We start from the raw sequence: 22317 nt of genomic DNA on the forward strand, positions 1-22317 counted from the left end.
GCGAACACCCGACTCTCGCCCGCCTGAACACCGCTCTGACCGGTGCTACTTCGACGGCGGGGCCTCGCGGCGCAGCAGGGTCACCACCGCCGCGCCGCCCAGCCCGATGTTGTGGGCGAGGCCGACGCGGGCTCCCGCGACCTGCCGGGGTCCCGCCTCGCCGCGCAGTTGCCAGACGAGTTCCGCGGCCTGCGCGAGGCCCGTCGCCCCGAGCGGGTGCCCCTTGGAGATCAGGCCGCCGGACGGGTTGACGACCCACCGGCCGCCGTAGGTGGTGGCTCCGCTCTCCACGAGTTCGCCCGAGGCGCCTTCCGCGCACATGCCGAGCGCCTCGTAGGTCAGCAGTTCGTTGACGGAGAAGCAGTCGTGCAGTTCGATGACGTCCACGTCCTCGATGCCGAGCCCCGACGTCTCGAAGGCGGCCCGGCCGGCCGCCGCCGACATCGGCTTGCCGACGACGTCGATGCAGGATCCCGATGCGAAGGACTCGGCGGTGTCCGTCGTCATCGACTGGCCGACGATCTCGACCGCCTTGTCGTGCAGGCCGTGGGCGACGACGAACCGTTCCGACACCACGAGGGCCGCCGCGGCCCCGTCGGAGGTCGGCGAGCACTGGAGTTTCGTCAGCGGGTCGTGGATGGTCTTGGCCGCGAGGATCTCCTCGATCGCGTACACGTCCTGGAACTGGGCGTGGGGGTTGTTCGCCGAGTGCCGGTGGTTCTTCTCGCCGACCGCCGCGAGTTGCGCGGCCGTGGTGCCGTACCGCTCCATGTGCTCGCGGGCCGCGTTCCCGAAGATCTGCGCGGTGGGCGGGGACATCTCGAAGCCGTGCCCACCGGCCATGATCCCGTAGTGCCGGGCGACGGGGGAGGTCGTGAAGTCCCCGCCGTCGGCTCCGCCGCCGAGTGCGCCGCGCTTCATCTTCTCGAAGCCGAGCGCGAGCACGCAGTCGTTGGTGCCGCCCTCGACGAACTGGCGGGCCAACATCAGCGCCGTGGCGCCGGTCGCGCAGTTGTTGTTGACGTTGTAGACGGGGACGCCGCTCAGCCCCAGTTCGTACGCGGCGCGCTGACCGGCGGTGGAGGCCTGGAAGCAGTAGCCGACCGGTACCTGCTCCACCAGGTCGTATCCGATGCCGGCGTCGGCCAGCGCCGCGGTTCCGGCCTCGCGCACCATGTCCCAGTACTGCCAGTCCCTCGACTCCGGCTTCTCGAACTTCGTCATGCCGACGCCCACGATGTACGACTTCATGTGCCCTACCGCCCCTTCGGTCAGTCCCTGGGAAGGCCGAGAATCCGCTCGGCGACGACGTTGAGCTGGACCTGTGTGGTGCCTCCGGCGATGGTCAGGCAGCGGGACATGAGCATCCCGTGCACCGCCCGTTCCCCGGCCCCTTCCCGCACCGCGCCCGCCGGGCCCAGGAGCTCCAGGGCGAGTTCGGCGGTCTTCTGCTGGTGCGGGGTCTGTACGAGTTTGCGTACGGACGCGCCCGCGCCCGGTTCCGCTCCCGAGACCTGTCGCAGGGTGGTGCGCAGGCCGATGCAGGCGAGCGCGTGGGCCTCGGCGGCGAGCGCGCCGATCCGGGCGCGGTACGAGCCGTCGAGTGCGGCGGAGCGCGCGATCAGCGCCTCCAGGCCGGTGTCGAAGGTCATCTGGTCGGCCATGTGGACGCGTTCGTTGCCGAGGGTGTCGCGGGCCACCTTCCAGCCGCCGTCGGCGGCCCCGATCAGGGCGTCGGCGGGCAGCAGCACGTCGTCGAGGAAGACCTCGTTGAACAGGGAGTCGCCGGTGATCTCCTTGAGCGGCCGGACGTCGATGCCGGGGGTGGTCATGTCGATGACGAAGTAGCCGAGGCCCTTGTGTCGGGGCGCGGTCGGGTCGGTGCGGGCGAGCAGGATCCCGTGGTCGGCGGTGTGCGCGGAACTCGTCCACACCTTCTGTCCGTTGACCCTCCACGAGCCGTCGACGGTGCGTTCGGCCCTGGTGCGCAGCGAGGCCAGGTCGGAGCCGGCGCCCGGTTCGGAGAAGAGCTGGCACCAGGAGAGGTCCCCTCGCAGGGTCGCCGGTACGTAGGCGTCCTGCTGCGCCGGCGTTCCGTGGGCGAGCAGCGAGGGCACGACCCAGGTGGCGATGCCGAGGTCGGCGACCTTGACCCCGGCCGCCGCCATCTCCTGCTGGACGACGAGTTGTTCGACGGGGCCGGCTCCGAGTCCGTACGGCGGCGGGAGGTGGGGGGCCGCATAGCCGGTGGGCGCCAGGATCCGGCGGGCGGCGGCGGGGTCGAGCCCGTGCGCGTCCTCGATGGCGGCGCGGGCCTTCGCGCGGTGGTCCTCGGCCCGCGCGGGGAGTTGGAGGCGCAGTTCGCGGCGGGCCCCGCCGGCCGCGAGGCGTACGGCCCGTAACCGGTGGCCGTCGCCGGCGCCGAGCAGTTGCCTGGCGACGATGGAGCGGCGCAGGTGGATGTGCGCGTCGTGTTCCCAGGTGAAGCCGATGCCGCCGAGGACCTGGACGCAGTCCTTGGCGCAGGAGTAGGCGGCGTCGAGGGCGGTGGCGGCGGCCAGCGCGGCCACCAGGGAGCGCACCTCGGCGGGTTCGTCCGTCGCCTGGGCGGCGTCCCAGACCAGGGCGCGGGCCTGTTCGAGGCGGACCAGCATGTCGGCGCACAGGTGCTTGACGCCCTGGAACCGACCGATGGGCCGGCCGAACTGCTCGCGCGTCTTCGCGTACTCGGCGGCGGTGTGGACCGCCCAGGCGGCGGTGCCGCAGGCGTCGGCGGCGAACAGGACGCAGGCCAGGTCCCGGACCAGGGCGGCGTCGAGGGCGAGGAGACGGCCGGGCGGCACGGTGACCGCGCGGGCGCGCACCTCGGCCGTGGGCCGGGTCGGGTCGGCGCTCTCGTGGGTGCGGATGTCCAGGTCGGCGGCGTCCACGGCGAACCAGCAGGTGCCGTGGGCCGCCTCGGCGGCGAGCAGGACGAGGTCGGCCTCCCCGGCGCCGAGCACGGGCGGCGCGAGGCCGTCGATGAGGTGGCCGCCGCCCTCTACGGCGACGGCGGTCAGGGTGCCGGGGCCCAGTGCGACGACCCCGACGCGGCTGCCGTCGGCGAGGGCGGCGGCCAAGGCGTTCGCTCCGGCCCGGTCCAGCAGGGCGGAGGCGAGGGCTCCGGCGAGGTGGGGGCCGGGAAGGGCGGCCCGGGCGGCTTCCTCCACGGCGACGGCGAGGTCGAGGAGGTCGCCGCCCTCCAGGTGGGGTGCGAGCAGTCCGGCGGCGGCGAGCGCGTCCCAGTACGCGGGCCGCACGCCGGTCCGGGGCGGGCAGTCGAGCAGTTTGCGCACCTCCTCGGGGGGCACGGTGCGTGCCGCCCAGCCGCGCACGGCCTCGGCCAACTCCTGGTGTTCCCGCGTGATTCCGATGCCCATACGGTTCCCTGCCGCCTCTCCGACGCTTCCGGCCGGCGCCGGTCGTCCCCCTGAACGCGGGCCAGAGTAGAACACGTTCCATTCTGACGGAAGGTCAGGAGTGCTGTGACGTAAGGACCGACGAGATTCAGCCATGGCCCGAAATGGCTCTAGCTCGGGTCCGTCCCAAATGATCGAATCTGGGACGTTAACGACGACTTCAATTCACTTCCGAAAGGAAATGACCAGTGAATTCCGTGACGTACGTGGACCTCCACCAACAAGTCGCCTCGGACATCGACATCGAGATCGAGGCCGCCCTCGCGCGGCTCGCCCCCGCCTCGGGCGCGAGCACCGCCAAGAGCGCGGTCAGCAGACTGCTCCGGCATCAGAAATTGAGGCATCCACTCTCGGTGCTGCCGATGTTGGTACATGCCATCGAGACGGGGAAACCGGGGCCGGCCGCGCCGTTGTCCGCCGTGCACGTGCTGTGGTGGACCTCCGCCTGCTATCTCGACGACCTCGCCGACGGCGGCGGTACGACCACCTCCGCGACCCTGAGCCAGAACGAGGCGCTGCTGGCCTCGATGATCAGCGGATCGGTGCTCCCGTTCCAGATCGTCCGGGCGCTGCCGGTGTCGGCGGAGACGCAGGTCGCCCTGACGGCCGAGGTCGCCACCGGCTGGGTGGTGGGCACCGAGGGCCAGCTCGTCGACATCGACGGGGACGTCGAGCACGCCACCCGGGCCTCGGTGGTCGAGGCCTACCGCGGGAAGTCCGGCGGGCCCTTCTCGATGATCACGGCCATGGCGGCGATTCTGGCCGACGCGAGTGACGAAAAGGTCGAACTGTGGCGGGAGTTCGGCTACCTGTTCGGCATCCTGTGGCAGATGTTCAACGACCAGGAGGACATCCTCTCCGGCCGCAACGAGGATCTCCTCAACGGGACGGTCACCTATCTGCTCACCTGCGCCCTCGACGTGGCTCACACCCTCCCGGCCCGGGAACACCTCCTGGAGGCGTGCGCCGCCGCGCGGCACTCCGAGGAGGGGCGCGCGGAGCTGACCCGTCTCCTCCTCGCGCCGGACGTGCTCGACCGGTACCGCGCGGACCTCGACGGCTTCCGCGGCGCGTCCCACCACCTCCTCGACGCGCTGGGCGGCGACGAGCAGCACCTGGCGATCCTGCGGCACCTCGTGGACCACGCGGCCGGCATGTCCCTCCGACCGGCGCCGTCCGCTCCGGTGGCCGCCTCCGTGTGACCGTCGGGGAGGAAACGATCCGGCGCGAGGCCTCGATCTCGCGCCGGGTCCCGCCCCGGTGTGTCGGTGGGATGTCGGACGTCCGGCGGCTCTGTCGGTGATCCACCCGCCCGGTATCGGTGGCGGGCGCCACCGTGGGGGTCGGTTGCCCGAGGGGCAGCCGCAGCCGTCCTCAGCGCCAAGGGAGCCCCGCCGTCATGTCGTCCGCATCCTCCACCCCGCCCTGGAACGTCCGACGACTCCCCGGCGCCGCCGGCCGTGTCGTCCTGGTGACCGGCGGCAACGCCGGCATCGGGTACTTCGTCGCGGAACAGTTGTCGGCGACCGGGGCCGACGTCGTGCTCGGCAGCCGCGATCCCGCCAGGGGCGAAGCCGCCGCGGTCTCGATCCGCGCGCGTGTCCCCGGCGCACGGGTCCGGGCCGTACGACTGGACCTCGCCGACCTCGCATCGCTCGAAGCGGCGGTGGAGTCCCTGGGAGTAGAACGCCTCGACGCGGTGGTCCACAACGCCGGGGTCGCCCTGGACGCCCCGCCGCGCGAGGAGACCGGGGACGGTCACGAGCTGATGTTCGGCACGAACCACCTCGGGCACTTCGCCCTGACCAAGTGGCTCATGCCGCTGTTGTCGGCCGCCCCGGCGGCCCGCGTCGTCAGCACGGGCAGCTTCGCGGCGAAGTCCGAGCGGCTCGACCTGGACGACCTCCAGTCCCGCGGGGACTACCGGCCCAAGCGGACGTACGGGCGGTCCAAGCTGGCGCAGATGCACTTCGGCCTGGAACTCGACCGCCGCCTGCGCGCCGCCGGCAGCACGGTGGCGAGCGTGGTCGTCCATCCCGGGGGCGCGCTGGACTCCCTCACCCCGTCACGGCCGCCGGTCCACGTGCGCACGACCGGCACACGGCTGGGCGCGGCGCCCGCAGGCCTCCTCCTCCAGGGCAAGCACGCCGGCGCGTGGCCGGCGGTCCGGGCGGTGCTCGACCCGGCGGTACGGGGAGGGCAGCTGTGGGGGCCGCGCCACTTCGGCCTGCGCGGCGAGCCCCGACGCGAACCGCTGTGGGACCACCTCGCCGACACCGCCGTCGCGGCACGGTTGTGGGAGGCGAGCCGCGATCTGACGGGCGTCGACCCGGGCGCGTTCCCCGGTTAGTCGAAGGGCGCGGCTCAGATGCCGCGCACGAACTCCGCGAAGGCCTCGGGGGCGACGGTGAGGACGGGGCCGTCGGGGTTCTTGGAGTCCCGGACGGCGATCAGGTGCGGGCGGGCGGCGATCTCGACACAGTCGCCACCGGTATCGCCGCTGTGGCTGGACTTGCGCCAGTCACCACCGAGCGGGGCGCATTCGACGCATTCGCCGCCGGTGTCGGCGCTGTACGAGGACTTACGCCACCGCGCGCCCGTCAGGTTCTGGATGGTGTCCATAACGCTCCTCCATTACGCGGGCGATCCGTACCGCCGAGTCCTCCACGGAGAGGGCGGCGGCCTGGAGGTGATCGTAACGGAGCGAACCCTCCCTGAGGGCTTGCGGATTGGCCGTCATATGGCCCTGGACGAAGTCCTCGGTGTAGACGAGGTCGGGGTCATCCTCGAACCGTAGAGTGGTAAACGTGCCCGGCAACCCCGCATGGGCACCCGCCTCGAACGGCAGGATCTGCACTCGCACCCACTCGCGCCCCCGGAGCCCCAACAGGTGCGCCAGTTGATTTCGCATGACCTCCCGGCCGCCGATCTCCTGGTGGAGCGTGGCCTCGCTCAGCACGACCCACATCAATGGCGGGTTCTCGCGGTCGAGTATCCGCTGCCGTTCCATGCGGGCGGCCACCTTCGCGTCGAGGTCCCCCTCCGTGCGGACCCCCAGTACCGCCCGCGCGTACTCGGGGGTCTGCAACAGCCCGTAGACCAACTGCGCCTGGAAGGTGGAGATGTACTCCGCCTTCGCCTCCATCTCCGCGTACGGCTGGAACCACGTCGGGAGTTGGCTCCGCAGCACCAGCCCGACCAGTCGTGAGAACAACCCACCGGTGTCGAGCGCCGCGTCCAGCCGTTCCGAGAAGCCCCGGGTCGGGACCTTCCGGGCCGTCTCGATCTGGCCGACCAGCGAACCGGCGCAGTAGAGGATGCCCCCCAGCTGCCCCTGTTTGAGTCCTGCGGCCTCCCGCAGGCGGCGCAGTTCGGAACCGTAGTAGTCCAGGGCCGAGGCGCTGGGGTCGAGATCACGGATGTTGACCATGGAGCGGTCACCTCCAAGTACACGCCGTGCGGCGTTCGGTTCGGTCCGTAGCCGAGCGTAACCAGATCACTCCACTCTGGTCTCATGAATCGCACAACTGAGTACTCAACCACCACAGTTGACGAGAGCTACCGCATGGGGTTCACCGTCGGTGAGCACTCCGCCCGTCACCTGCGGCGCATCCTGCGCATGTACCTCGCCAGTTGGGGCCTGGCCTCGCTGACGCACTCCGCCGAGCTGGCACTGACCGAGCTGATCGCCAACGTCGTGCGTCACGTGCCGGGCCGGGGATGTTCCGTGCTCATCCTGTGCCGGCCCGGCGGCCTGCGGGTCGAGGTGTCGGACGACTGCCCCGCGCTCCCTCGGCCGGCGGGACCACCCGGCTGCGAACTCTCCGAGGGCGGGCGCGGGCTGCTGCTGATCGACGCGGTCACCGACCGTTGGGGCGCGGACCCGAACCCCACCGGCAAGACGGTGTGGTTCGAGTGCGACGGATGAGGCGCTGACGCCTCCCGGCCCGCACTCGGAGCCCGTGCGCACTCGGCGATAATGCTCCTGCCGAGCGGGCGGAGCAGGGTGTGACGGGGGTCGAGGGTGTGCGGGAAGTGATCGAAGACCGGTACGAGTTGGAGGAGTTGCTCGGTCGGGGCGGGTTCGGGGAGGTCTGGCGGGCGAGGGACGCCCGGGTGGGCCGCCGGGTGGCCGTGAAGATCGGATACCCGGAGACCGTCGAGGCCGCGCGCCGGTTCGAGCGGGAGGCGAGCCTCGCCGGGAATCTCGCGCACCCCAACATCGCCACCATCCACGACTTCGGCCGCACCGAACACGGCGGACGCGACGCGGTGTTCCTCGTGATGGAACTGCTCCGGGGCCGCAGCCTCGCCGAGGTCCTGGACTCCGGCGTGCCGCCGCTCGCGGACGCGCTGGACTGGGCCACGCGGATCGCGGACGCGCTCGGGGCCGCGCACGACGCCGGGATCGTCCACCGGGACATCAAGCCGGCCAACGTCATGGTCACCGAGAGCGGGGTGACGAAGGTCCTCGACTTCGGCATCGCCAAGGCCCAGGGCGGCCCCGGCACGGAACTCACGGCCACCGGCATGATCATCGGATCGTTCCCGTACATGGCGCCGGAACGCTGGACCGGCGGCGCGAACGGGGTTCCCGTCGACGGGCGTTGCGACCTGTACGCGCTGGGCTGCGTGCTCATGGAGTTGCTCACCGGCAGCCGCCCCTTCCCCGCCCGCGAGATGCACGAGCTCCTCGCCCAGCACCTCACGACGGAGCCGCCCGCGCCCGGCTCGCTCCACGAGGGGCTGCCGGCCGCGCTGGACCCCCTCGTGCTCGACCTGCTCGCGAAGGACCCCCGGCAGCGTCCGGCGACCGCGCGGGAGGTGAGCCTGCGACTGGCGGAGATCGCCCGGGGCGCGGTGGCCGGCCCCGCACCCGCCGGCCCCGTACCGGCTGCTCCGACCGTCGCGTGGCCGCCCCCGCCCGCCTACTCCCCCACCGTGCACACCGCCGCCGGGGATCCGGTCCGGGCGATGTTGGGGCGACGGCTGAGCCGGCTGATGGAGGACGCCCCGCCCGACCTCCCCGAGCGGCTGGTCCTGCTGGTCGCCGACCTGACGGAGGAACTCGGCGCGCACGACCCGCTGACCGTGCGGGCCGGCTACCACCGGGCCATGGCCGTACGGGGGCAGTCGGCCACGGAGCTGGAGCGCATCCTGCCGAGGATGATGCGGGTGCTCGGCCTGGAACACCCCGACACCATCGCCGCGCGCGCCGCGTACGTCGGCGAGGCCGCGGCCCACGGGCCCGGCGACGGCCGCCGCCACGAGGACGAGCTGCACGAGATCATCGAACAGGCGACCCGGGTCCTCGGCGCCGACGACCCCGTCACGCTGACCGCCCGCTACCACCTGGCCGGAGCCCGCCGGCGGGGTGACACCGACCTGGACGGGGAGTGGGGCTCGCGCACACCGGAGCAGGCGCGGGGCGAGCGCGAGTGGCTGGGCCCGCTGCTGCCCGACCTCGAACAGCGGCTGCCGGCCGACAGTCCCGTCCTGCTGGACGTACGGCGCCGACTGGCGCACGCGGCCTGGCTGGTGGGCGACTACCCGACCGCCGCCCGGCTGTACCTGCGGCTGTACCCGGATCCCGAGGCCCTGGTGGAACGCGGCCACGCGGAGGTGGCGTACCGGGTGGCCCGCAGCATCGGCGAAGCCGGTGATCCCGCCCGCGCGTCGACCCTCCTGAAGCCGCTGTTGCACCGGCTGCACCTCACCGCCGGCAACACCCACTGGCTGACCCGCGAGGTGACCGACGTCCGTGCGGACTTCCGGCGGATGCTGTGGGAGGACCGGCGCTCGGACCTCGGCGGTGGCCTGTCCCGGCTCTTCGGCCGCTGATCGCGCGCGACCGCGGGTCCGGGGCCCCCGGTCGTGGCGTCCTACCGGGCGGTAGGGCAGCATGGGCGGCCACTCACCCGCAGCTCAGGAGGAACGACATGGCCAGCCCCAAGCCGGAGACCCTCGCCGCTTTCGAGGCGGCCAAGGGCTTCATGCCCGTGGGCGAGGGCCTCGCCCTGTACGCGGCCGCGACCCGGGCGGCGGCGCTCGGACTGCCGCTCCTGGAGGTCGGCACGTACTGCGGGCGTTCCACGATCCTGCTCGCCGACGCCGCCCGCGAGGCCGGGGTGTCCGCGATCACCGTCGATCACCACCGGGGCAGCGAGGAGCAGCAGCCGGGCTGGGAGTACCACGACCCGACGGTGGTGGACCCGGAGATCGGGCTCATGGACACGTTGCCGACCTTCCGCCGCACCCTGCACCGGGCCGGCCTGGAGGACCACGTGATCGCGATCGTGGGGCGTTCCCCGCAGGTCGCCGCGGCCTGGGGCGGCCCGCTGGGCCTGGTCTTCATCGACGGCGGCCACACCGACGAGCACGCGAGCGGCGACTACGAGGGATGGGCCCCGCACCTCGCGGTGGGCGGCACGCTGGTGATCCACGACGTGTTCCCGGACCCGGCCGACGGCGGCCAGGCCCCGTACCGGATCTACCTGCGCGCGCTGGCCTCCGGGGCCTTCGAGGAGATCTCGGTCACGGACTCGCTGCGGGTGCTGCGACGCACTGACCAGGGCATATAGCCGGGACACCGCCAGGCATACAAACACACCACGCCCCCGGATGGAGCACGGTCCGTCCGGGCGGCGGGCGGCCGGTCTAGCATCGCCGGGTGCGCTACGACGACAGCCCCCCGCCCCCCGAGTCCGGCTCCTCGGTCGCCCCGGACCGGCACTGGTTCACGCGCCGCTCCACCCTCGCGGTCGCGGCGGCCGCCCTCGCCCCGACCTGTCTGGCGGGCTGGGTCCTGACCCAGGTCCTGACCGGGAACGGGCACGACGACCACCGACCGCAGGCGTCGCCGCTGCCCGCGTCCCACACGTCCGCCTCGGACGCGAAACCGGACACGGCCTCCGAGTCCGCTCCCGCGAGCCCCGCCCCGAACGGCAGCCCGTCCGGCTCCCCCGCCGCCGGCAAGGCCCCGCTCACCGGCCGGACGGTGGTCATCGACCCCGGCCACAACACGGGCAACTTCAAGCACACCCAAGAGATCGACCGCCAGGTGGACATCGGCACCAACCACAAGGAGTGCGACACCACCGGCACCACCACGAACTCCGGCTACATGGAGGCCGAGTTCACGATGGACGTGTCCCGGCGGCTGCGCACCGTCCTGGAGTCGAAGGGCCTGAAGGTGGTCCTCACCCACGAGGCCGGAACCGAGCGCCCGTGGGGTCCCTGCATCGACGAGCGGGCTCGGATCGGCAACGAGGCCACGGCCGACGCCGTCGTCTCGGTCCACGCCGACGGGGTCTCCGAGGGCAGCCGCGGCTACCACGTCATCCTTCCCGCCAAGGTCAAGGGCGGCGGCGCCGACACCGCGAAGATCATCGAGCCCTCGCGCCTGCTGGGCGAACGCATCGCGACCAACTTCGCCCGCAGCACCGGTTCCGGCCCCGCCAACTACCTCGGTTCCGGCACGGGTTTGGTGGTCCGCGACGATCTGGGCGGACTGAACCTCTCAACTCGCCCCAAGGTGTTCATCGAATGCGGCAACATGCGTGACGCCAAGGACGCGGCTCAACTGACGAGTCCGCAGTGGCGCCAGAAGGCCGCGCAGGGCATCGCGGACGGCATTGTCGGGTTCCTCGGCGGGTAGTCCCACCGGGACCGCCCGCCGCCCCCGGTCCGTTCGGTCACGGAAAACCTCCGTACCATGGTGCCGCCCGCCCCGCTCCAGTCCTGATCTGCGACCGCGGCACCACGACACGACCGAGACCGAGAAGGACACCTGAGACGTGAACATCCGCTCCCTCACTCGAGGCGACGGCGTGGTGATCGGAGCAGCGGTGCTGCTGTTCATCGCCTCGTTCCTCGATTTCTACTCCGCGACCGGCGTCGACACGCCGAGCGCCTGGGACACCGACGTGTACCGTCTGGTGCTCCCGACCGTCTTCCTGCTCGGGTTCATCGCGGCAGGTCTGGTCCTCGCGGCCCGTTTCCTGCCGCAGGGCCGCCAGCTCGCCGGGCTGCCCATGCAGACGTGGGGCACCGTGCTGGCCGTGGCGGCGGCCTGGGCCGCCCTGTGGTCCCTGATCACCTGCCCGAGCGGCGTCGACCTGGGCGCCGGCAGCATCATCGCCTTCCTCGCCACCCTGGCCCTGGCCGGCGTGACCCTGTTCGGCGACAAGGTGCCCGCGCTGGCCGGCAACCTGGTGCCCGAGTCCCGGCCCGCAGCCGTCCCGCCGTACGGCGGCCAGCCGCTCGGCCAGCAGCAGCCGCCGCCCGGCGCCGGCTACGGCTACCCGGGCGGTCAGCAGCCCCAGCCGTACGGGCAGACCCCCCAGCCCGTACCGCCCTACGGCGGCACCCCGCAGCCGAACCCCACGCCCGCCCCGGCCCCGCAGGACGCGGCGCCCGCCCCGGCGGCGGACTTCACCCCGTTCTGGTTCGCGGTCCCGGTGACCCGGTCCCTGTTCGCCGAGGACGGCTCGCACAACCCGATCGCGGAACTCGCTCCGGGCACCTGGTACCTGGCCGTCGACCAGCGCGGCCCGTCCACGCTGATCGCCCAGACCCAGGACGGTCGACGCGGCGTGCTGAACGAGACGTCGGACATCCAGCGCGGCTGAGGCCCCTCGCCCGCACGGCCGAACGACCCCCGCCCTCCCGGGCGGGGGTCGTCGGTCTTCCCGGGGCCGGGGTCGTGCCCTACAGTCACCTGACGCGCCGTCAGAAGTGGCGGTGGCTGTCGGCGGCTTCGCGGAGGGGACCCCCATGCGCCTCGGACTGGCACTCGGCTACTGGGGGCGCGGCCCCAACCCGAACCACCTCGACCTCGCCACCGAGGCAGAGAACCTCGGCTACCACTCGGTGTGGACCGCCGAGGCCTGGGGCTCCGACGCCTTCACCCCGCTGACCTGGATCGCCGCGCACACCTCGCGGATCCGCCTCGGCACCGCCATCGCCCAGATGTCCGCCCGCACCCCCACCGCGACCGCCATGCACGCCCTCACCCTGGACCACCTCTCCGGCGGCCGGATGACACTGGGCCTGGGCCTGTCCGGACCGCAGGTCGTCGAGGGCTGGTACGGGCGCCCCTTCCCCGCCTCCCCGCTGACCGCGACCCGCGAGTACGTGGACGTCGTCCGCCAGGTCCTGCGCCGCGAGGCCCCCGTCGCCCTGGACGGCCGCTTCCACCACCACCCGTACCGCGGCGAGGACGGCACCGGCCTCGGCAAACCGCTCAAGCCGATCACCCACCCGCTGCGCGCGGACCTCCCGATCCTGCTCGGCGCGGAGGGCCCCCGCAACATCGCCCAGACCACCCGGATCGCCGACGGCTGGCTGCCCCTGTACTGGTCGCCGTCCCGCACCGACGTGTACCAGGCCTCCCTCGCCGACCTCCCCGAAGGCTTCGTGATCGCCCCGATGGCGCGGGCCCACGTCTGCGAGGACGTCGCCGAGGGCCTCCTGCCCGTCAAGGCGATGCTCGGCTTCTACATCGGCGGCATGGGGCACGCGGCCCGCAACTTCCACGCCGACCTGATGGCCAGGATGGGCTACGAGGACGAGGCCCTCCGCATCCGGGAACTGTTCCTCGCCGGCCGCAAGGAGGAGGCCGTCCTGGCCGTCCCCGACGCGTTCGCCGACGAGATCTCCCTGATCGGCCCCCGGGAACGGATCGCCGAACGCCTCGACCTGTGGCGCGAGGGCCCGGTCACCGACCTGCTCCTCACCGCCCCCGACCCGCACACCCTGCGGGTCCTCGCGGAACTGAACACCTGACGGCTCAGACCTGCTCGGCCCGCGGCACCGCGTCGAGGAACTCCCGCAGGTCCAGCGCCATCACCGCGATCTCGATGTCGGCGCCCCCCGGGCACGCGCACGTGACGATCCGCGAGCCCGGGTTGATGCTCATGCCCTCCTTCACGGAGGGAGCCCGCACCCCCGTGGCCCGCGCGCCGGCCAGCTCCACCACCGGACCCCGCTGCGGCTCCCAGCGGGCCGCGCCCCCGTCCACGTACAACCGGCCCATGCGCCAGCGCCCCGCGCCGGCGGGCAGCCGCGCCATGCCGGGCAGCCCCGGCACCACCTCGGCGGCCTGCCGCTCGCGGTGCTTGCGCCGCACCAGCCACCCGACCCCGGCCACCGCTGCGGCAGCCACCACGAACTCGATCACGCGCCCCATTGAAACAGCCCCGGCCGGCGCGTGCGCGCGGGCCCGGGGTCGAGGGGCCGCGACGCCTCCCGACCCCGGGCCCGCCCGGGGACGCGGCCGGTCAGCCGCCGAGCTGCGAGGTGCTGGGAACCTTGTCGGTCACCACGGCCCCCGCGCTCTTGCCGGCGTCCTTGACCCCGTTGATGACGCTTTCGAAGGCGCCGATGTCGGCGTCACCCGCCTGCCCCTTGCGGAGCTTGGTGGCGAGGCCCTTGAGGGACGCGATGCTCGCCGTGAGCGGGGCCACCGCCTTGGACAGCAGCGGGTCGCCCTTGGCGTTGTCGGTCGCCGCCTTCAACCGGTTGTAGGCGAAGGCACCCGCCAGACCCGCCTTGATCAGCGCGAACGTACGGCCCTTCGCGCCCTTCTTGAACTTGCCCGCCTGGTACGGCTTGACGATCCACTGGTACGTCGCGCCGGCCGCGAGACCGGCGTTCGCGACGAATCGGGTCTTCGCGAACTTCTGCTTCTCGGCGGACGTGCTCGGCGCGGGAGTCGCGGCGGCGGCCTCCTCGGCGGCCAGCACCTCCACGGCCGAGGCCTCCGCCGCCGCCTGGTCGGCGGCCGTGGCCGCGGACAGCGAGACGTCCTCGCTCTTGGTCTTCCCGCCCCCGCCCGAGCCACAGGCGGTGGCGCCGGCCAGCAGCGCACAGGACAGGAGCACCGACGTGACGGCACGACGGAATCGAACAGTTCTGGGTACGGACACAGTTGCCTCCGGGGACTGAGGTGTCCTCCGCACCCTCACCCGGGCCATGCGGCTCCGCCACTTGGGGGACCCGTTCGGGGGTTTGCGGCGCGCCTGCGCGGCAACACGGGGTGCATGCCCACACACACCCGAGTACACACCCGAGGAAGCAGTTCGGCGGGCCGGGCCGTCGCCCTGGTGGCGGACATCGCTGCCTTCGTGATCGGCCTGTGGATCCTGCTGTTCCTGCTCGACGCCAACCAGGGCAACTCCTTCGTCGACCTCGTCCACGACGCGGCGACCTGGCTGGCCGGCTGGTCCTACGACCTGTTCACCTTCGACCGCGCCTGGGTCCAGGTCGTCGTCGGCTACGGCCTCGCGGCCGTCGTCTACCTCTTCATCGGCCACGCCCTGGCGAGCCGACTCTCCCGCCGCTGACGCACGGGGCGTGTGGGGCCCGCGGGCCCCACACGCTCAACCGCAGCAGTCCGGCTCAAGCCCCCGCGGCAGGTTCAGCCCGCCGAAGACCTCGCCCGTCGCCTCGTCCCCGCCCAACGCGGCGACGGCCAACAACAACGACCCGGCCGTCCACGTGGTCTGCTCGACCGGCCACACCGCCCGGTCCACGAACTCGTACCCCGTCCAGTACATGCCGTTGTCGGCCCGCAGGTGCCCGATCGACCGCAGGATCTCCAACGCCCGGTCGGACTCCCCCAACGCCCAAAGGGCCAGGGCCAGTTCGCAGGACTCCCCGCCCGTGACCCACGGGTTCGGCAGCACGCACCGCACCCCGAGGTCCGGGACGACGAACTCCTCCCACCGCTCCTCGATGCGCGCCGTCGCCTCCGGCCCGCTCAACGCACCGCCCAGGACCGGGTAGTACCAGTCCATCGAGTAGCGGGACTTGTCCAGGAACCGCTCCGGGTGGCGTCGGATCGCGTGCCCCAGCGAGCCCGCGGCCAACTCCCAGTCCGGCTGCGGGTCCTCGCGGTGCTCCGCGATGGCGAGCGCGCACCGCAGCGCCTGATGGATCGACGAGGACCCGGTCAGCAGCGCGTCGGTGACGGCCCCGCCGTCCGCCTCCCGCTTCCAGCCGATCTCGCCGCCCGGCTGCTGGAGCGCCAGCACGAACTCCACCGCCGCGTACACGGCCGGCCACATCCGGTCCAGGAAGGGATCGTCGCCGGTCGCCAGGTAGTGGTGCCAGACGCCCACCGCGATGTACGCGACGAAGTTCGACTCACGGCTCGCATCCTGCGGGGCGGACGTGTCCACGCCCTCCGGCCGGTCGGCGTAGGCCGCGAACCAGGAACCGTCCTCGTTCTGGTGCCGCGCCAGCCACGCGTACGCCCGCTCCGCCGCCTCGTGCTCGCCCGCCACGTCCAACGCCATCGCGGCCTCGGTGTGGTCCCACGGATCGAGGTGGTGCCCGCGGAACCACGGGATCGCCCCGTCCGCCCGCTGCGCCGCGAGAATGCCCGCGACGGTCCCGGCCGCCTGCTCGGCGGTCAACACGCCGTCCAGGACCAGGTGTTCGGTACGACCGGGGAACGTCACTTCGCCGCGTCCACGGGCAGGTGCGGCTTCGTCGCGTACGCCACGAAGCTCTTGCCGATCACCGGGTTCAGCGCCTGCTCCGCGAGGCGCGTGGCCAGCGGCTTCTTCATGATGTCCCAGACCAGCAGCTTGTGGTACGCCTTCACCGGCAGCGCCTTGTCGTTGTCGACGCCGAACGCGCACTTCAGCCACCAGTACGGGGAGTGCAGCCCGTGCGCGTGGTGCGTGCCGTACGGCTTGAGGCCCGCGGCCTCCATCTTGCCGATCAGCTCGTCCGCCTTGTAGATGCGGATGTGACCGCCCTCGACCTCGTGGTAGGCGTCGCTGAGCGCCCAACAGATCTTCTCCGGGCCGTAGCGCGGCACCGTGATCGCGATCCGGCCGCCCGGCTTGAGCACCCGCACCATCTCGGCGAGCACGCCCTTGTCGTCGGGGATGTGCTCCATCACCTCGGAGATGATCACGACGTCGAAGGAGTCGTCGGGGAACGGCAGGGCCAGCGCGTCGCCCTCCATGGCGGTGGCCGTGGCACCGGCCGGCGCCTCGCCGGCCTCCTTCATCGCCGCGAACCACTTGGCGACCTCGCGGATCTCCTCGCCGTTGCGGTCCACGGCGACCACCTGCGCGCCGCGCCGGTAGCACTCGAAGGCGTGCCGGCCTGCGCCGCAGCCCAGATCGAGCACGCGGTCGCCTGCGGCGAGCGGGAACCGGGAGAAATCGACGGTCAGCACGGGGTCCTGCCTTCGCGGTCGCGGGGGTGTGGGGGGTGGAACTCGGAACGGGGGTGACTCATCGGCGAGACGTCAGCGCGCACGACGCGCACGGGCGGCCTGCTCGATGGCGGCCCGGTAGTGCACCACGGTCCCCTCGGCGGCCTTGGCCCAGGTGAACCGGGTCAGGACTCTCTCGCGTCCGGCGGCGCCGAGCCGCTCGCGCAGCGGGGCGTCGCCCAACAGCCGGCCCAGCGCGGCGGCGAGCGCGCCCGCGTCACCGGGCGGCACCGCCAGACAGCTCTCCCCGTCGGGCCCCGTCACCTCGGGGATAGCCCCGCCGGTGGTCGCGACCAGCGGGGTGCCGGTGGCCATGGCCTCGGCCGCCGGGAGCGAGAAGCCCTCGTACAGCGAGGGCACGCAGGCGACCTGCGCGCTGCGCACCAGGTCGACGAGTTCGGCGTCCGTGATGCCCTTGACGAAGCGGACCGCGTCCTGGAGTCCGTACATGGTGATCGCGCGGGCGACCGGCCCCTCCTCGGCGCGCCGGCCCACGACGACGAGGTGCGCGTCGGGCTGCTCGGTGCGGAGCTTCGCGAGCGCCTCCACCAGGTGGACGAGCCCCTTCAGCGGCACGTCGGCGCTGGACGTCGTCACGATCCGCCCGGGCACCTCGGCCACGGACGCGTCGGGCGACCACAGGTCGGTGTCGGCGCCGATGTGCACCACGTGGATGCGCTCGCCGCGCACGCCCAGGTGCTCGGCGATCTCGACCTGCGAGGAACCGGACACGGTCAGCACGGACGGCAGCCGGCGGGCCACCCTGCCCTGCATGCGCGTGAACCCGTACCAACGGCGCACCGAGAGCCGCTTCTTGCGGTCCTTGGCGGCGGCCAGGTCCAACGTGCGGTCCACGGTGATCGGGTGGTGGATCGTCGTCACCAGCGGGGCGCCGAGATCCCCCAGCAGCCCGTATCCGAGCGTCTGGTTGTCGTGGATGACGTCGAACTCACCGGCGCGCGCGGCCAGGTGCCGGCGGGCGCGCAGCGAGAAGGTCAGCGGTTCGGGGAAGCCGCCGGTCCACATGGTCGCGACTTCGAGGGCGTCGATCCAGTCCCGGTATTCCGCCCGTTTGGGCGTACGGAACGGGTCGGGGCTGCGGTAGAGGTCCAGGCTCGGCAGCTCGGTCAGCGTGGCCCCGGTGTCGAGCACCGGGTAGGGCTGGGCGCCGATGACCTCGACGGAGTGGCCGAGCCGGACGAGTTCCCGCGAAAGGTGGCGGACGTAGACGCCCTGGCCGCCGCAGAACGGGTTCCCCTTGTAGGTGAGGAGTGCGATGCGCAACGGGCGGTCACCTTCGGTGGCGGAACTCGCGAAAGGGCTCGTCACCACGGCCTCTGCGGTCACTCTCGGCCCCCTTCTCCCTGCACTTTCGCCGGAGCGTAACCGCTCGGATAATGTAGAACAAGTTTCACACTTGATCCGTCTGAGAGCATTGAATCTACCGGCCGGAAACCTCACCGTAAGAGGCGGAGCAGGTGATTCACGCCACGACTCCGACGCCTGACGCGCCGGCCCCGGATCAGCCCCGGAACGGCCGGCGCAACGACACTGAACGCCTTGGAACGGGACAGATGACAGCGGAAGTGAAGGCCGTGACCACACCGGCGTCCCCGCCCCTGACGGAGCGCCAGGAAGCGCGGCGGCGCCGCATCCTGCACGCCAGCGCCCAACTGGCCGGCCGGGGCGGTTTCGACGCGGTCCAGATGCGGGAGGTCGCGGAGGCGGCCGGCGTGGCGCTCGGCACCCTGTACCGGTACTTCCCGTCCAAGGTGCACCTGTTGGTCGCCACCATGCAGGACCAGCTCCAGCACATGCACACCACGCTCCGCAAGCGTCCCCCGGCGGGGGACGATCCGGCGGCCCGAGTCGCGGAGACGCTGATGGGCGCCTTCCGGGCCCTCCAGCGCGAACCGCACCTCGCCGACGCGATGGTGCGCGCCCTCACGTTCGCCGACCGGAGCGTGAGCCCCGAGGTGGACACGGTGTCGCGGCTGACCACGGCGATCATCCTGGACGCGATGGGCCTGGACGCCCCGCCGACGGCGGAACAGCTCTCGGCGGTGCGCGTGATCGAGCACACCTGGCACTCGGCGCTGATCACCTGGCTGTCGGGCCGCGCCTCGATCGCCCAGGTCAAGATCGACATAGAGACGGTCTGCCGCCTGATCGACCTGACGACGCCGGCCCCGGCCCCGCCGAAGGCCCGGGGAAAGTCCTGATCCTGCCGTAGGGCCTGTCGCCGATCGGGCCGGGCGAGACGTCGACGACAGGGCCCGGGGCCGGCGGGGCCGACCCGCCTACTCCTCCGGCGGGAACACCGCCTCCCCGCTGCCCAGCAGGGTGATCGTGATCGCCTCGACGGGGCAGCCCTCGGCCGCCGTGAGGACCGGTTCGTTCGCGTCCGTCTCGGGGGCCGCCGGGTGGGACTGGCGCGCCGAGTCGAGGGAGAAACCGGCCGGGGCGTGGTTGACGCACATGCCGGAGCCGATGCAGACCCCCCGGTCCACCTCCACCTGCCAGCGGTCCCCCATCACGCGTCCGCTTCCGGGGCGGCCGGCGGCCGGTAGCCGGCGGGCAGGTGGATCATCTTGTGTTCCAGGTACTCGCTCAGGCCCTCGGGGCCGAACTCCCGCCCGACGCCGCTGTTCTTGTAGCCGCCGAACGGTCCGAGCATGTCCAGGCTGAAGGTGTTGACGTTGAAGGTGCCGGTGCGCACCCCGCGCGCGAAGTCGATGCCGTGCTCCACGTCTCCCGTCCAGACGCTGCCGCTGAGTCCGAACTCGGAGTCGTCGGCGATCCGCGCGGCCTCGGCCTCGTCGCCGTAGGGGATCAGGCAGACCACGGGCCCGAAGATCTCCTCGCGCGCGATCCGCATGGAGTTGTCGACGTCGCCGAACAGGGTGGGTTCGACGTACCAGCCCTGGTCCAGGCCGGCGGGGCGGCCACCGCCGACGAGGATCTTCGCGCCCTCCTCCTGCCCGATCCGGATGTAGTCCAGCGAGCGCTGCTGCTGACGGCGCGCCACGAGCGGCCCGAGCTGGGTCGCCGGGTCCAGCGGGTCGCCGACCACCAGCGCGCCGGCGGCGGCGGCGAGGGCCTCGGCGACCTCGGCGTACCGGGCGCGCGGGGCGAGGACGCGGGTCTGCGCCACGCAGGCCTGACCGTTGTTCATCCAGGCCGCCGGGACGATGCCGGCGATGGTGGTCTCCAGGTCGGCGTCCGGCAGGATCACGGCCGCCGACTTGCCGCCGAGTTCGAGGGTGACCCGGGTGAGGTTGCGGGAGGCGACCTCCATGACGCGCCGGCCCGCGGCCACCGAGCCGGTGAAGGCCACCTTGTCGATGCCGGGGTGCCCGACGAGGTACTCGCTGACCTCCCGGCCGGCGGGCAGGATCGACAGCACGCCCTCGGGCAGCCCGGCCTCGCGCACGATGTCGGCGAGGATGTAGGAGTCCAGCGGGGACTCCGGCGAGGGCTTGAGGATCACCGCGGACCCGGTCAGCAGCGCGGGTGCCAGTTTGGCGGCGGCGACGAACTGCGGGACGTTCCAGGGGATGACGGCGGCGACCACGCCGACCGGCTCCCGGCGGACCAGGATGGGTCCGAGCACGCCTTGGCGGTGCTCCTCGTAGAGGTATGCGCGCGCCACCGTGATCGCGGCGTCGTAGACCATCATCGGGCCCAGCGCCTGGGCGAGGACGGACCAGGAGTACGGGGATCCGTTCTGGGAGCTGATGGACCGGGCGATCTCCTCGTGCCGCACCGCGATGGCGTCCTTGACGCGCGCGACGACGGCGATCCGCTCGTCGAGGGACATCCGGGGCCAGGGGCCCTCGTCGAACGCCTTGCGCGCGACGGCGACGGCGCGGTCGACGTCCGCCTCGGTGGCGTGCGGGACGCTGCCGATGACCTGTCCGGTGTGCGGGGAGACGACCTTGATGGTGTCGGTGCCCAGCGGGTCCGTCCACTCCCCGCCGATGAACAGTTGTCCGTGTTCCACGAGCTCGGTCATGGCTGAGGCCTCCTGCGGCTACCTGCGGCGTGACGTTCCAGAACTGATACCAGTTCTAGTTCCAGGAGTCCACGGCCAGGACGGAACGACGGGGAAGATCCAACGGACATCCGACGGGTAGCCAGAAACCCGAAGAGATGGTCGACTTGGGCGACTACTGGAACAAGTTCTCTTTATCGTGTCCGGGCGGACGCACGACCGCCCGGACGGCCGGCAGACAGGGAGCCCTCGTGACACCTCAGGTCACCGACCACGGCGGAGGCGTGTGGGGCATCAAGGTCCCCATCCCCGACAACCCCCTCGGACACACCCTCGTCCACGTCCTCGACACCGACCGCGGACCGGTCCTCGTCGACACCGGCTGGGACGACCCGGAGTCCTGGGACACCCTCGTCGCCGGCCTCGACGCCCTCGGCATCGCGATGGCCGACGTCCACGGCGTGGTCATCACCCACCACCACCCCGACCACCACGGCCTGTCCGGACGGGTCCGGGAGGCCTCGGGCGCCTGGATCGCCATGCACGCCGCCGACACCGAGGTCGTCGTGCGGACCCGCTCCGCCGAACCGGGCGTCTGGTTCGACTACATGAGCGAGAAACTGGCCGTCGCCGGGGCCCCCGAGGAGCACATCGCCCCCCTGCGCGCGGCCCGCGCGAGCGGCCGGCTGCGAACCCTGCCCGGCCTGCACGCGGCCGTCCCCGACCGGGAGATCGTTCCCGGCGAGCTGCTGCCCCTCGCCGGGCGGCGGCTCCGCGCGATCTGGACGCCGGGCCACACCCCCGGCCATGTCTGCCTCCACCTGGAGGAGGCCCACCCCGCGGGCCTGCCCGGCAACGGCCGGCTGTTCTCGGGCGACCACCTGCTGCCCGGCATCTCCCCGCACGTCGGCCTGTACGAGGACCCCTCCGAGCACCGGGTCACCGACCCCCTCGGCGACTACCTCGACTCCCTCGAACGCGTCGGCCGACTGGAGCCCGCCGAGGTGCTCCCGGCCCACCAGCACCCCTTCACCGACGCCCCGGCCCGCGTCCGAGAGCTGCTGGACCACCACGAGGAGCGGCTGACCGGGCTGTGGGGGCTCCTCGCCACCCCCCTGACCCCGTGGGAGCTGGCGGAACGGATGGAGTGGAACCGCCCCTGGGAGCAGATCCCGTACGGCTCCCGGAACATCGCCGTCTCCGAAGCGGAGGCGCACCTGCGGCGGCTGGTCAAGCAGGGCCGGGCGGAGCCGGTGCCGGGCAGCGACCCGGTCACGTACCGGGCCCTGTGAACGGGGAGCCTCGCACGGGACACCGGCGCCACGCACCGGGCGCCGCGGACCGGCCGTGGTAAGGGGCTCAGAGCCCCACGCCCCGGTCACCGAAACCTACGGGCCGGTAGAGTGGGCCCGTCGTCCACACTTCCGCACGGGGGGAAGCCGGTGCGAATCCGGCGCTGACCCGCAACCGTGACCCGCCCCCGCGACATCGGGGCGGGGAGCCGGAATGCCCTGTACCGGAGGTGCGCGGCTCGTGCCGCCGGGTCTTCCGGCGGCCGGCACCGTCGAGGTAAACGGAGCCGGAGCCCGGTACCCGCGCGTGCCTGCCTCCGTTCCCCAGCACGAGAGGCA

22 protein-coding genes are annotated in these 22317 nt (G+C 72.5%); 11 read left to right on the forward strand and 11 right to left on the reverse strand.

The window, feature by feature from the left end; genetic code table 11:
* Positions 1–45: 45 nt before the first annotated feature.
* Together ACQEVM_RS27855 and ACQEVM_RS27860 are read right to left on the reverse strand one after the other, a co-directional pair.
* Entirely contained in the window at positions 46–1251 is a 1206-nt protein-coding gene (locus tag ACQEVM_RS27855) for a lipid-transfer protein (protein WP_433083486.1), read from the reverse strand.
* 20 nt (positions 1252–1271) lie between these two features.
* Positions 1272–3419 (reverse strand): acyl-CoA dehydrogenase family protein, encoded by a 2148-nt coding sequence (locus tag ACQEVM_RS27860; RefSeq protein WP_433083488.1) that lies wholly within the window; start codon positions 3417–3419, stop codon positions 1272–1274.
* Between the two features lie 227 nt (positions 3420–3646).
* Here ACQEVM_RS27860 and ACQEVM_RS27865 point away from each other — a divergent pair, with 227 nt between their 5' ends.
* On the forward strand, positions 3647–4660 hold the full coding sequence (locus ACQEVM_RS27865; RefSeq protein WP_433083492.1) for a polyprenyl synthetase family protein: 1014 nt from the start codon (positions 3647–3649) through the stop codon (positions 4658–4660).
* A gap of 197 nt (positions 4661–4857) precedes the next feature.
* Positions 4858–5808 (forward strand): SDR family NAD(P)-dependent oxidoreductase, encoded by a 951-nt coding sequence (locus ACQEVM_RS27870; protein ID WP_433083494.1) that lies wholly within the window; start codon positions 4858–4860, stop codon positions 5806–5808.
* Between the two features lie 14 nt (positions 5809–5822).
* On the opposite strand, the gene ACQEVM_RS27875 is transcribed toward ACQEVM_RS27870, so the two are convergent.
* The gene (locus ACQEVM_RS27875; protein WP_433083496.1) at positions 5823–6080 is read right to left on the reverse strand and encodes a DUF397 domain-containing protein; all 258 of its coding nucleotides are present in this window, start codon (positions 6078–6080) and stop codon (positions 5823–5825) included.
* Complete coding sequence (locus ACQEVM_RS27880) at positions 6040–6888, reverse strand: helix-turn-helix domain-containing protein (protein WP_433083498.1); 849 nt, start codon at positions 6886–6888, stop codon at positions 6040–6042. The genes ACQEVM_RS27875 and ACQEVM_RS27880 overlap by 41 nt, the downstream gene beginning before the upstream one ends.
* A gap of 84 nt (positions 6889–6972) precedes the next feature.
* Here ACQEVM_RS27880 and ACQEVM_RS27885 point away from each other — a divergent pair, with 84 nt between their 5' ends.
* From ACQEVM_RS27885 to ACQEVM_RS27910, 6 genes are all read left to right on the forward strand, one after another.
* Positions 6973–7386 carry an ATP-binding protein gene (locus tag ACQEVM_RS27885; RefSeq protein ID WP_433083500.1) on the forward strand — a complete coding sequence of 138 codons (414 nt, stop codon included), beginning with the start codon at positions 6973–6975 and terminating at the stop codon, positions 7384–7386.
* Positions 7387–7493: 107 nt separating this feature from the next.
* On the forward strand, positions 7494–9299 hold the full coding sequence (locus ACQEVM_RS27890) for a protein kinase domain-containing protein (protein WP_433083502.1): 1806 nt from the start codon (positions 7494–7496) through the stop codon (positions 9297–9299).
* A 98-nt stretch (positions 9300–9397) separates the two neighbouring features.
* On the forward strand, positions 9398–10039 hold the full coding sequence (locus tag ACQEVM_RS27895) for a class I SAM-dependent methyltransferase (RefSeq protein WP_433083504.1): 642 nt from the start codon (positions 9398–9400) through the stop codon (positions 10037–10039).
* 89 nt (positions 10040–10128) lie between these two features.
* Positions 10129–11115, forward strand: coding sequence for an N-acetylmuramoyl-L-alanine amidase (locus tag ACQEVM_RS27900; protein ID WP_433083506.1), 987 nt, complete (start codon positions 10129–10131; stop codon positions 11113–11115).
* A gap of 139 nt (positions 11116–11254) precedes the next feature.
* Positions 11255–12088 carry a hypothetical protein gene (locus ACQEVM_RS27905; protein ID WP_433083508.1) on the forward strand — a complete coding sequence of 278 codons (834 nt, stop codon included), beginning with the start codon at positions 11255–11257 and terminating at the stop codon, positions 12086–12088.
* Positions 12089–12233: 145 nt separating this feature from the next.
* Positions 12234–13244, forward strand: a complete 1011-nt coding sequence (locus ACQEVM_RS27910; RefSeq protein WP_433083510.1) for an LLM class F420-dependent oxidoreductase — start codon at positions 12234–12236, stop codon at positions 13242–13244.
* Between the two features lie 4 nt (positions 13245–13248).
* Here the strand turns inward: ACQEVM_RS27910 and ACQEVM_RS27915 are convergent, their stop codons facing one another.
* The gene (locus ACQEVM_RS27915) at positions 13249–13638 is read right to left on the reverse strand and encodes a hypothetical protein (protein WP_433083512.1); all 390 of its coding nucleotides are present in this window, start codon (positions 13636–13638) and stop codon (positions 13249–13251) included.
* 100 nt (positions 13639–13738) lie between these two features.
* Positions 13739–14434, reverse strand: coding sequence for a hypothetical protein (locus ACQEVM_RS27920; RefSeq protein WP_433083514.1), 696 nt, complete (start codon positions 14432–14434; stop codon positions 13739–13741).
* A gap of 66 nt (positions 14435–14500) precedes the next feature.
* Between ACQEVM_RS27920 and ACQEVM_RS27925 the strand changes: the two genes are divergently transcribed.
* Entirely contained in the window at positions 14501–14803 is a 303-nt protein-coding gene (locus ACQEVM_RS27925) for a hypothetical protein (RefSeq protein WP_351382190.1), read from the forward strand.
* Positions 14804–14839: 36 nt separating this feature from the next.
* On the opposite strand, the gene ACQEVM_RS27930 is transcribed toward ACQEVM_RS27925, so the two are convergent.
* From ACQEVM_RS27930 to ACQEVM_RS27940, 3 genes are all read right to left on the reverse strand, one after another.
* Positions 14840–15922, reverse strand: coding sequence for a prenyltransferase/squalene oxidase repeat-containing protein (locus ACQEVM_RS27930; RefSeq protein WP_433083516.1), 1083 nt, complete (start codon positions 15920–15922; stop codon positions 14840–14842).
* On the reverse strand, positions 15919–16653 hold the full coding sequence (locus ACQEVM_RS27935) for a class I SAM-dependent methyltransferase (protein WP_267803845.1): 735 nt from the start codon (positions 16651–16653) through the stop codon (positions 15919–15921). The genes ACQEVM_RS27930 and ACQEVM_RS27935 overlap by 4 nt, the downstream gene beginning before the upstream one ends.
* Positions 16654–16725: 72 nt before the next feature.
* Entirely contained in the window at positions 16726–18039 is a 1314-nt protein-coding gene (locus ACQEVM_RS27940; RefSeq protein WP_433083519.1) for a glycosyltransferase family 4 protein, read from the reverse strand.
* Between the two features lie 227 nt (positions 18040–18266).
* On the opposite strand from ACQEVM_RS27940, the gene ACQEVM_RS27945 reads away from it, so the two are divergent.
* On the forward strand, positions 18267–18914 hold the full coding sequence (locus ACQEVM_RS27945) for a TetR family transcriptional regulator (protein WP_433083521.1): 648 nt from the start codon (positions 18267–18269) through the stop codon (positions 18912–18914).
* 78 nt (positions 18915–18992) lie between these two features.
* On the opposite strand, the gene ACQEVM_RS27950 is transcribed toward ACQEVM_RS27945, so the two are convergent.
* Together ACQEVM_RS27950 and ACQEVM_RS27955 are read right to left on the reverse strand one after the other, a co-directional pair.
* The gene (locus ACQEVM_RS27950; RefSeq protein ID WP_266947351.1) at positions 18993–19226 is read right to left on the reverse strand and encodes a ferredoxin; all 234 of its coding nucleotides are present in this window, start codon (positions 19224–19226) and stop codon (positions 18993–18995) included.
* A complete protein-coding gene (locus tag ACQEVM_RS27955) occupies positions 19226–20707 on the reverse strand; it encodes an aldehyde dehydrogenase (protein ID WP_433083523.1) in 1482 nt (493 codons plus the stop codon). The genes ACQEVM_RS27950 and ACQEVM_RS27955 overlap by 1 nt, the downstream gene beginning before the upstream one ends.
* Positions 20708–20937: 230 nt before the next feature.
* Between ACQEVM_RS27955 and ACQEVM_RS27960 the strand changes: the two genes are divergently transcribed.
* Positions 20938–21978, forward strand: coding sequence for an MBL fold metallo-hydrolase (locus ACQEVM_RS27960; protein WP_433083525.1), 1041 nt, complete (start codon positions 20938–20940; stop codon positions 21976–21978).
* Positions 21979–22317 lie beyond the last annotated feature (339 nt).

The organism is Streptomyces sp. CA-243310, from assembly GCF_050936775.1.
GTDB lineage: Bacteria > Actinomycetota > Actinomycetes > Streptomycetales > Streptomycetaceae > Streptomyces.

Bases quoted from the DNA above. Each gene is read 5' to 3' on its own strand.
- ACQEVM_RS27875 (WP_433083496.1), bottom strand. From the start codon at position 6,080: ATGGACACCATCCAGAACCTGACGGGCGCGCGGTGGCGTAAGTCCTCG.
- ACQEVM_RS27860 (WP_433083488.1), bottom strand. From the start codon at position 3,419: ATGGGCATCGGAATCACGCGGGAACACCAGGAGTTGGCCGAGGCCGTG.
- ACQEVM_RS27950 (WP_266947351.1), bottom strand. From the start codon at position 19,226: ATGGGGGACCGCTGGCAGGTGGAGGTGGACCGGGGGGTCTGCATCGGC.
- ACQEVM_RS27870 (WP_433083494.1), top strand. From the start codon at position 4,858: ATGTCGTCCGCATCCTCCACCCCGCCCTGGAACGTCCGACGACTCCCC.
- ACQEVM_RS27880 (WP_433083498.1), bottom strand. From the start codon at position 6,888: ATGGTCAACATCCGTGATCTCGACCCCAGCGCCTCGGCCCTGGACTAC.
- ACQEVM_RS27910 (WP_433083510.1), top strand. From the start codon at position 12,234: ATGCGCCTCGGACTGGCACTCGGCTACTGGGGGCGCGGCCCCAACCCG.
- ACQEVM_RS27945 (WP_433083521.1), top strand. From the start codon at position 18,267: ATGACAGCGGAAGTGAAGGCCGTGACCACACCGGCGTCCCCGCCCCTG.
- ACQEVM_RS27920 (WP_433083514.1), bottom strand. From the start codon at position 14,434: ATGGCCCGGGTGAGGGTGCGGAGGACACCTCAGTCCCCGGAGGCAACT.
- ACQEVM_RS27895 (WP_433083504.1), top strand. From the start codon at position 9,398: ATGGCCAGCCCCAAGCCGGAGACCCTCGCCGCTTTCGAGGCGGCCAAG.
- ACQEVM_RS27855 (WP_433083486.1), bottom strand. From the start codon at position 1,251: ATGAAGTCGTACATCGTGGGCGTCGGCATGACGAAGTTCGAGAAGCCG.
- ACQEVM_RS27885 (WP_433083500.1), top strand. From the start codon at position 6,973: ATGAATCGCACAACTGAGTACTCAACCACCACAGTTGACGAGAGCTAC.
- ACQEVM_RS27955 (WP_433083523.1), bottom strand. From the start codon at position 20,707: ATGACCGAGCTCGTGGAACACGGACAACTGTTCATCGGCGGGGAGTGG.
- ACQEVM_RS27925 (WP_351382190.1), top strand. From the start codon at position 14,501: ATGCCCACACACACCCGAGTACACACCCGAGGAAGCAGTTCGGCGGGC.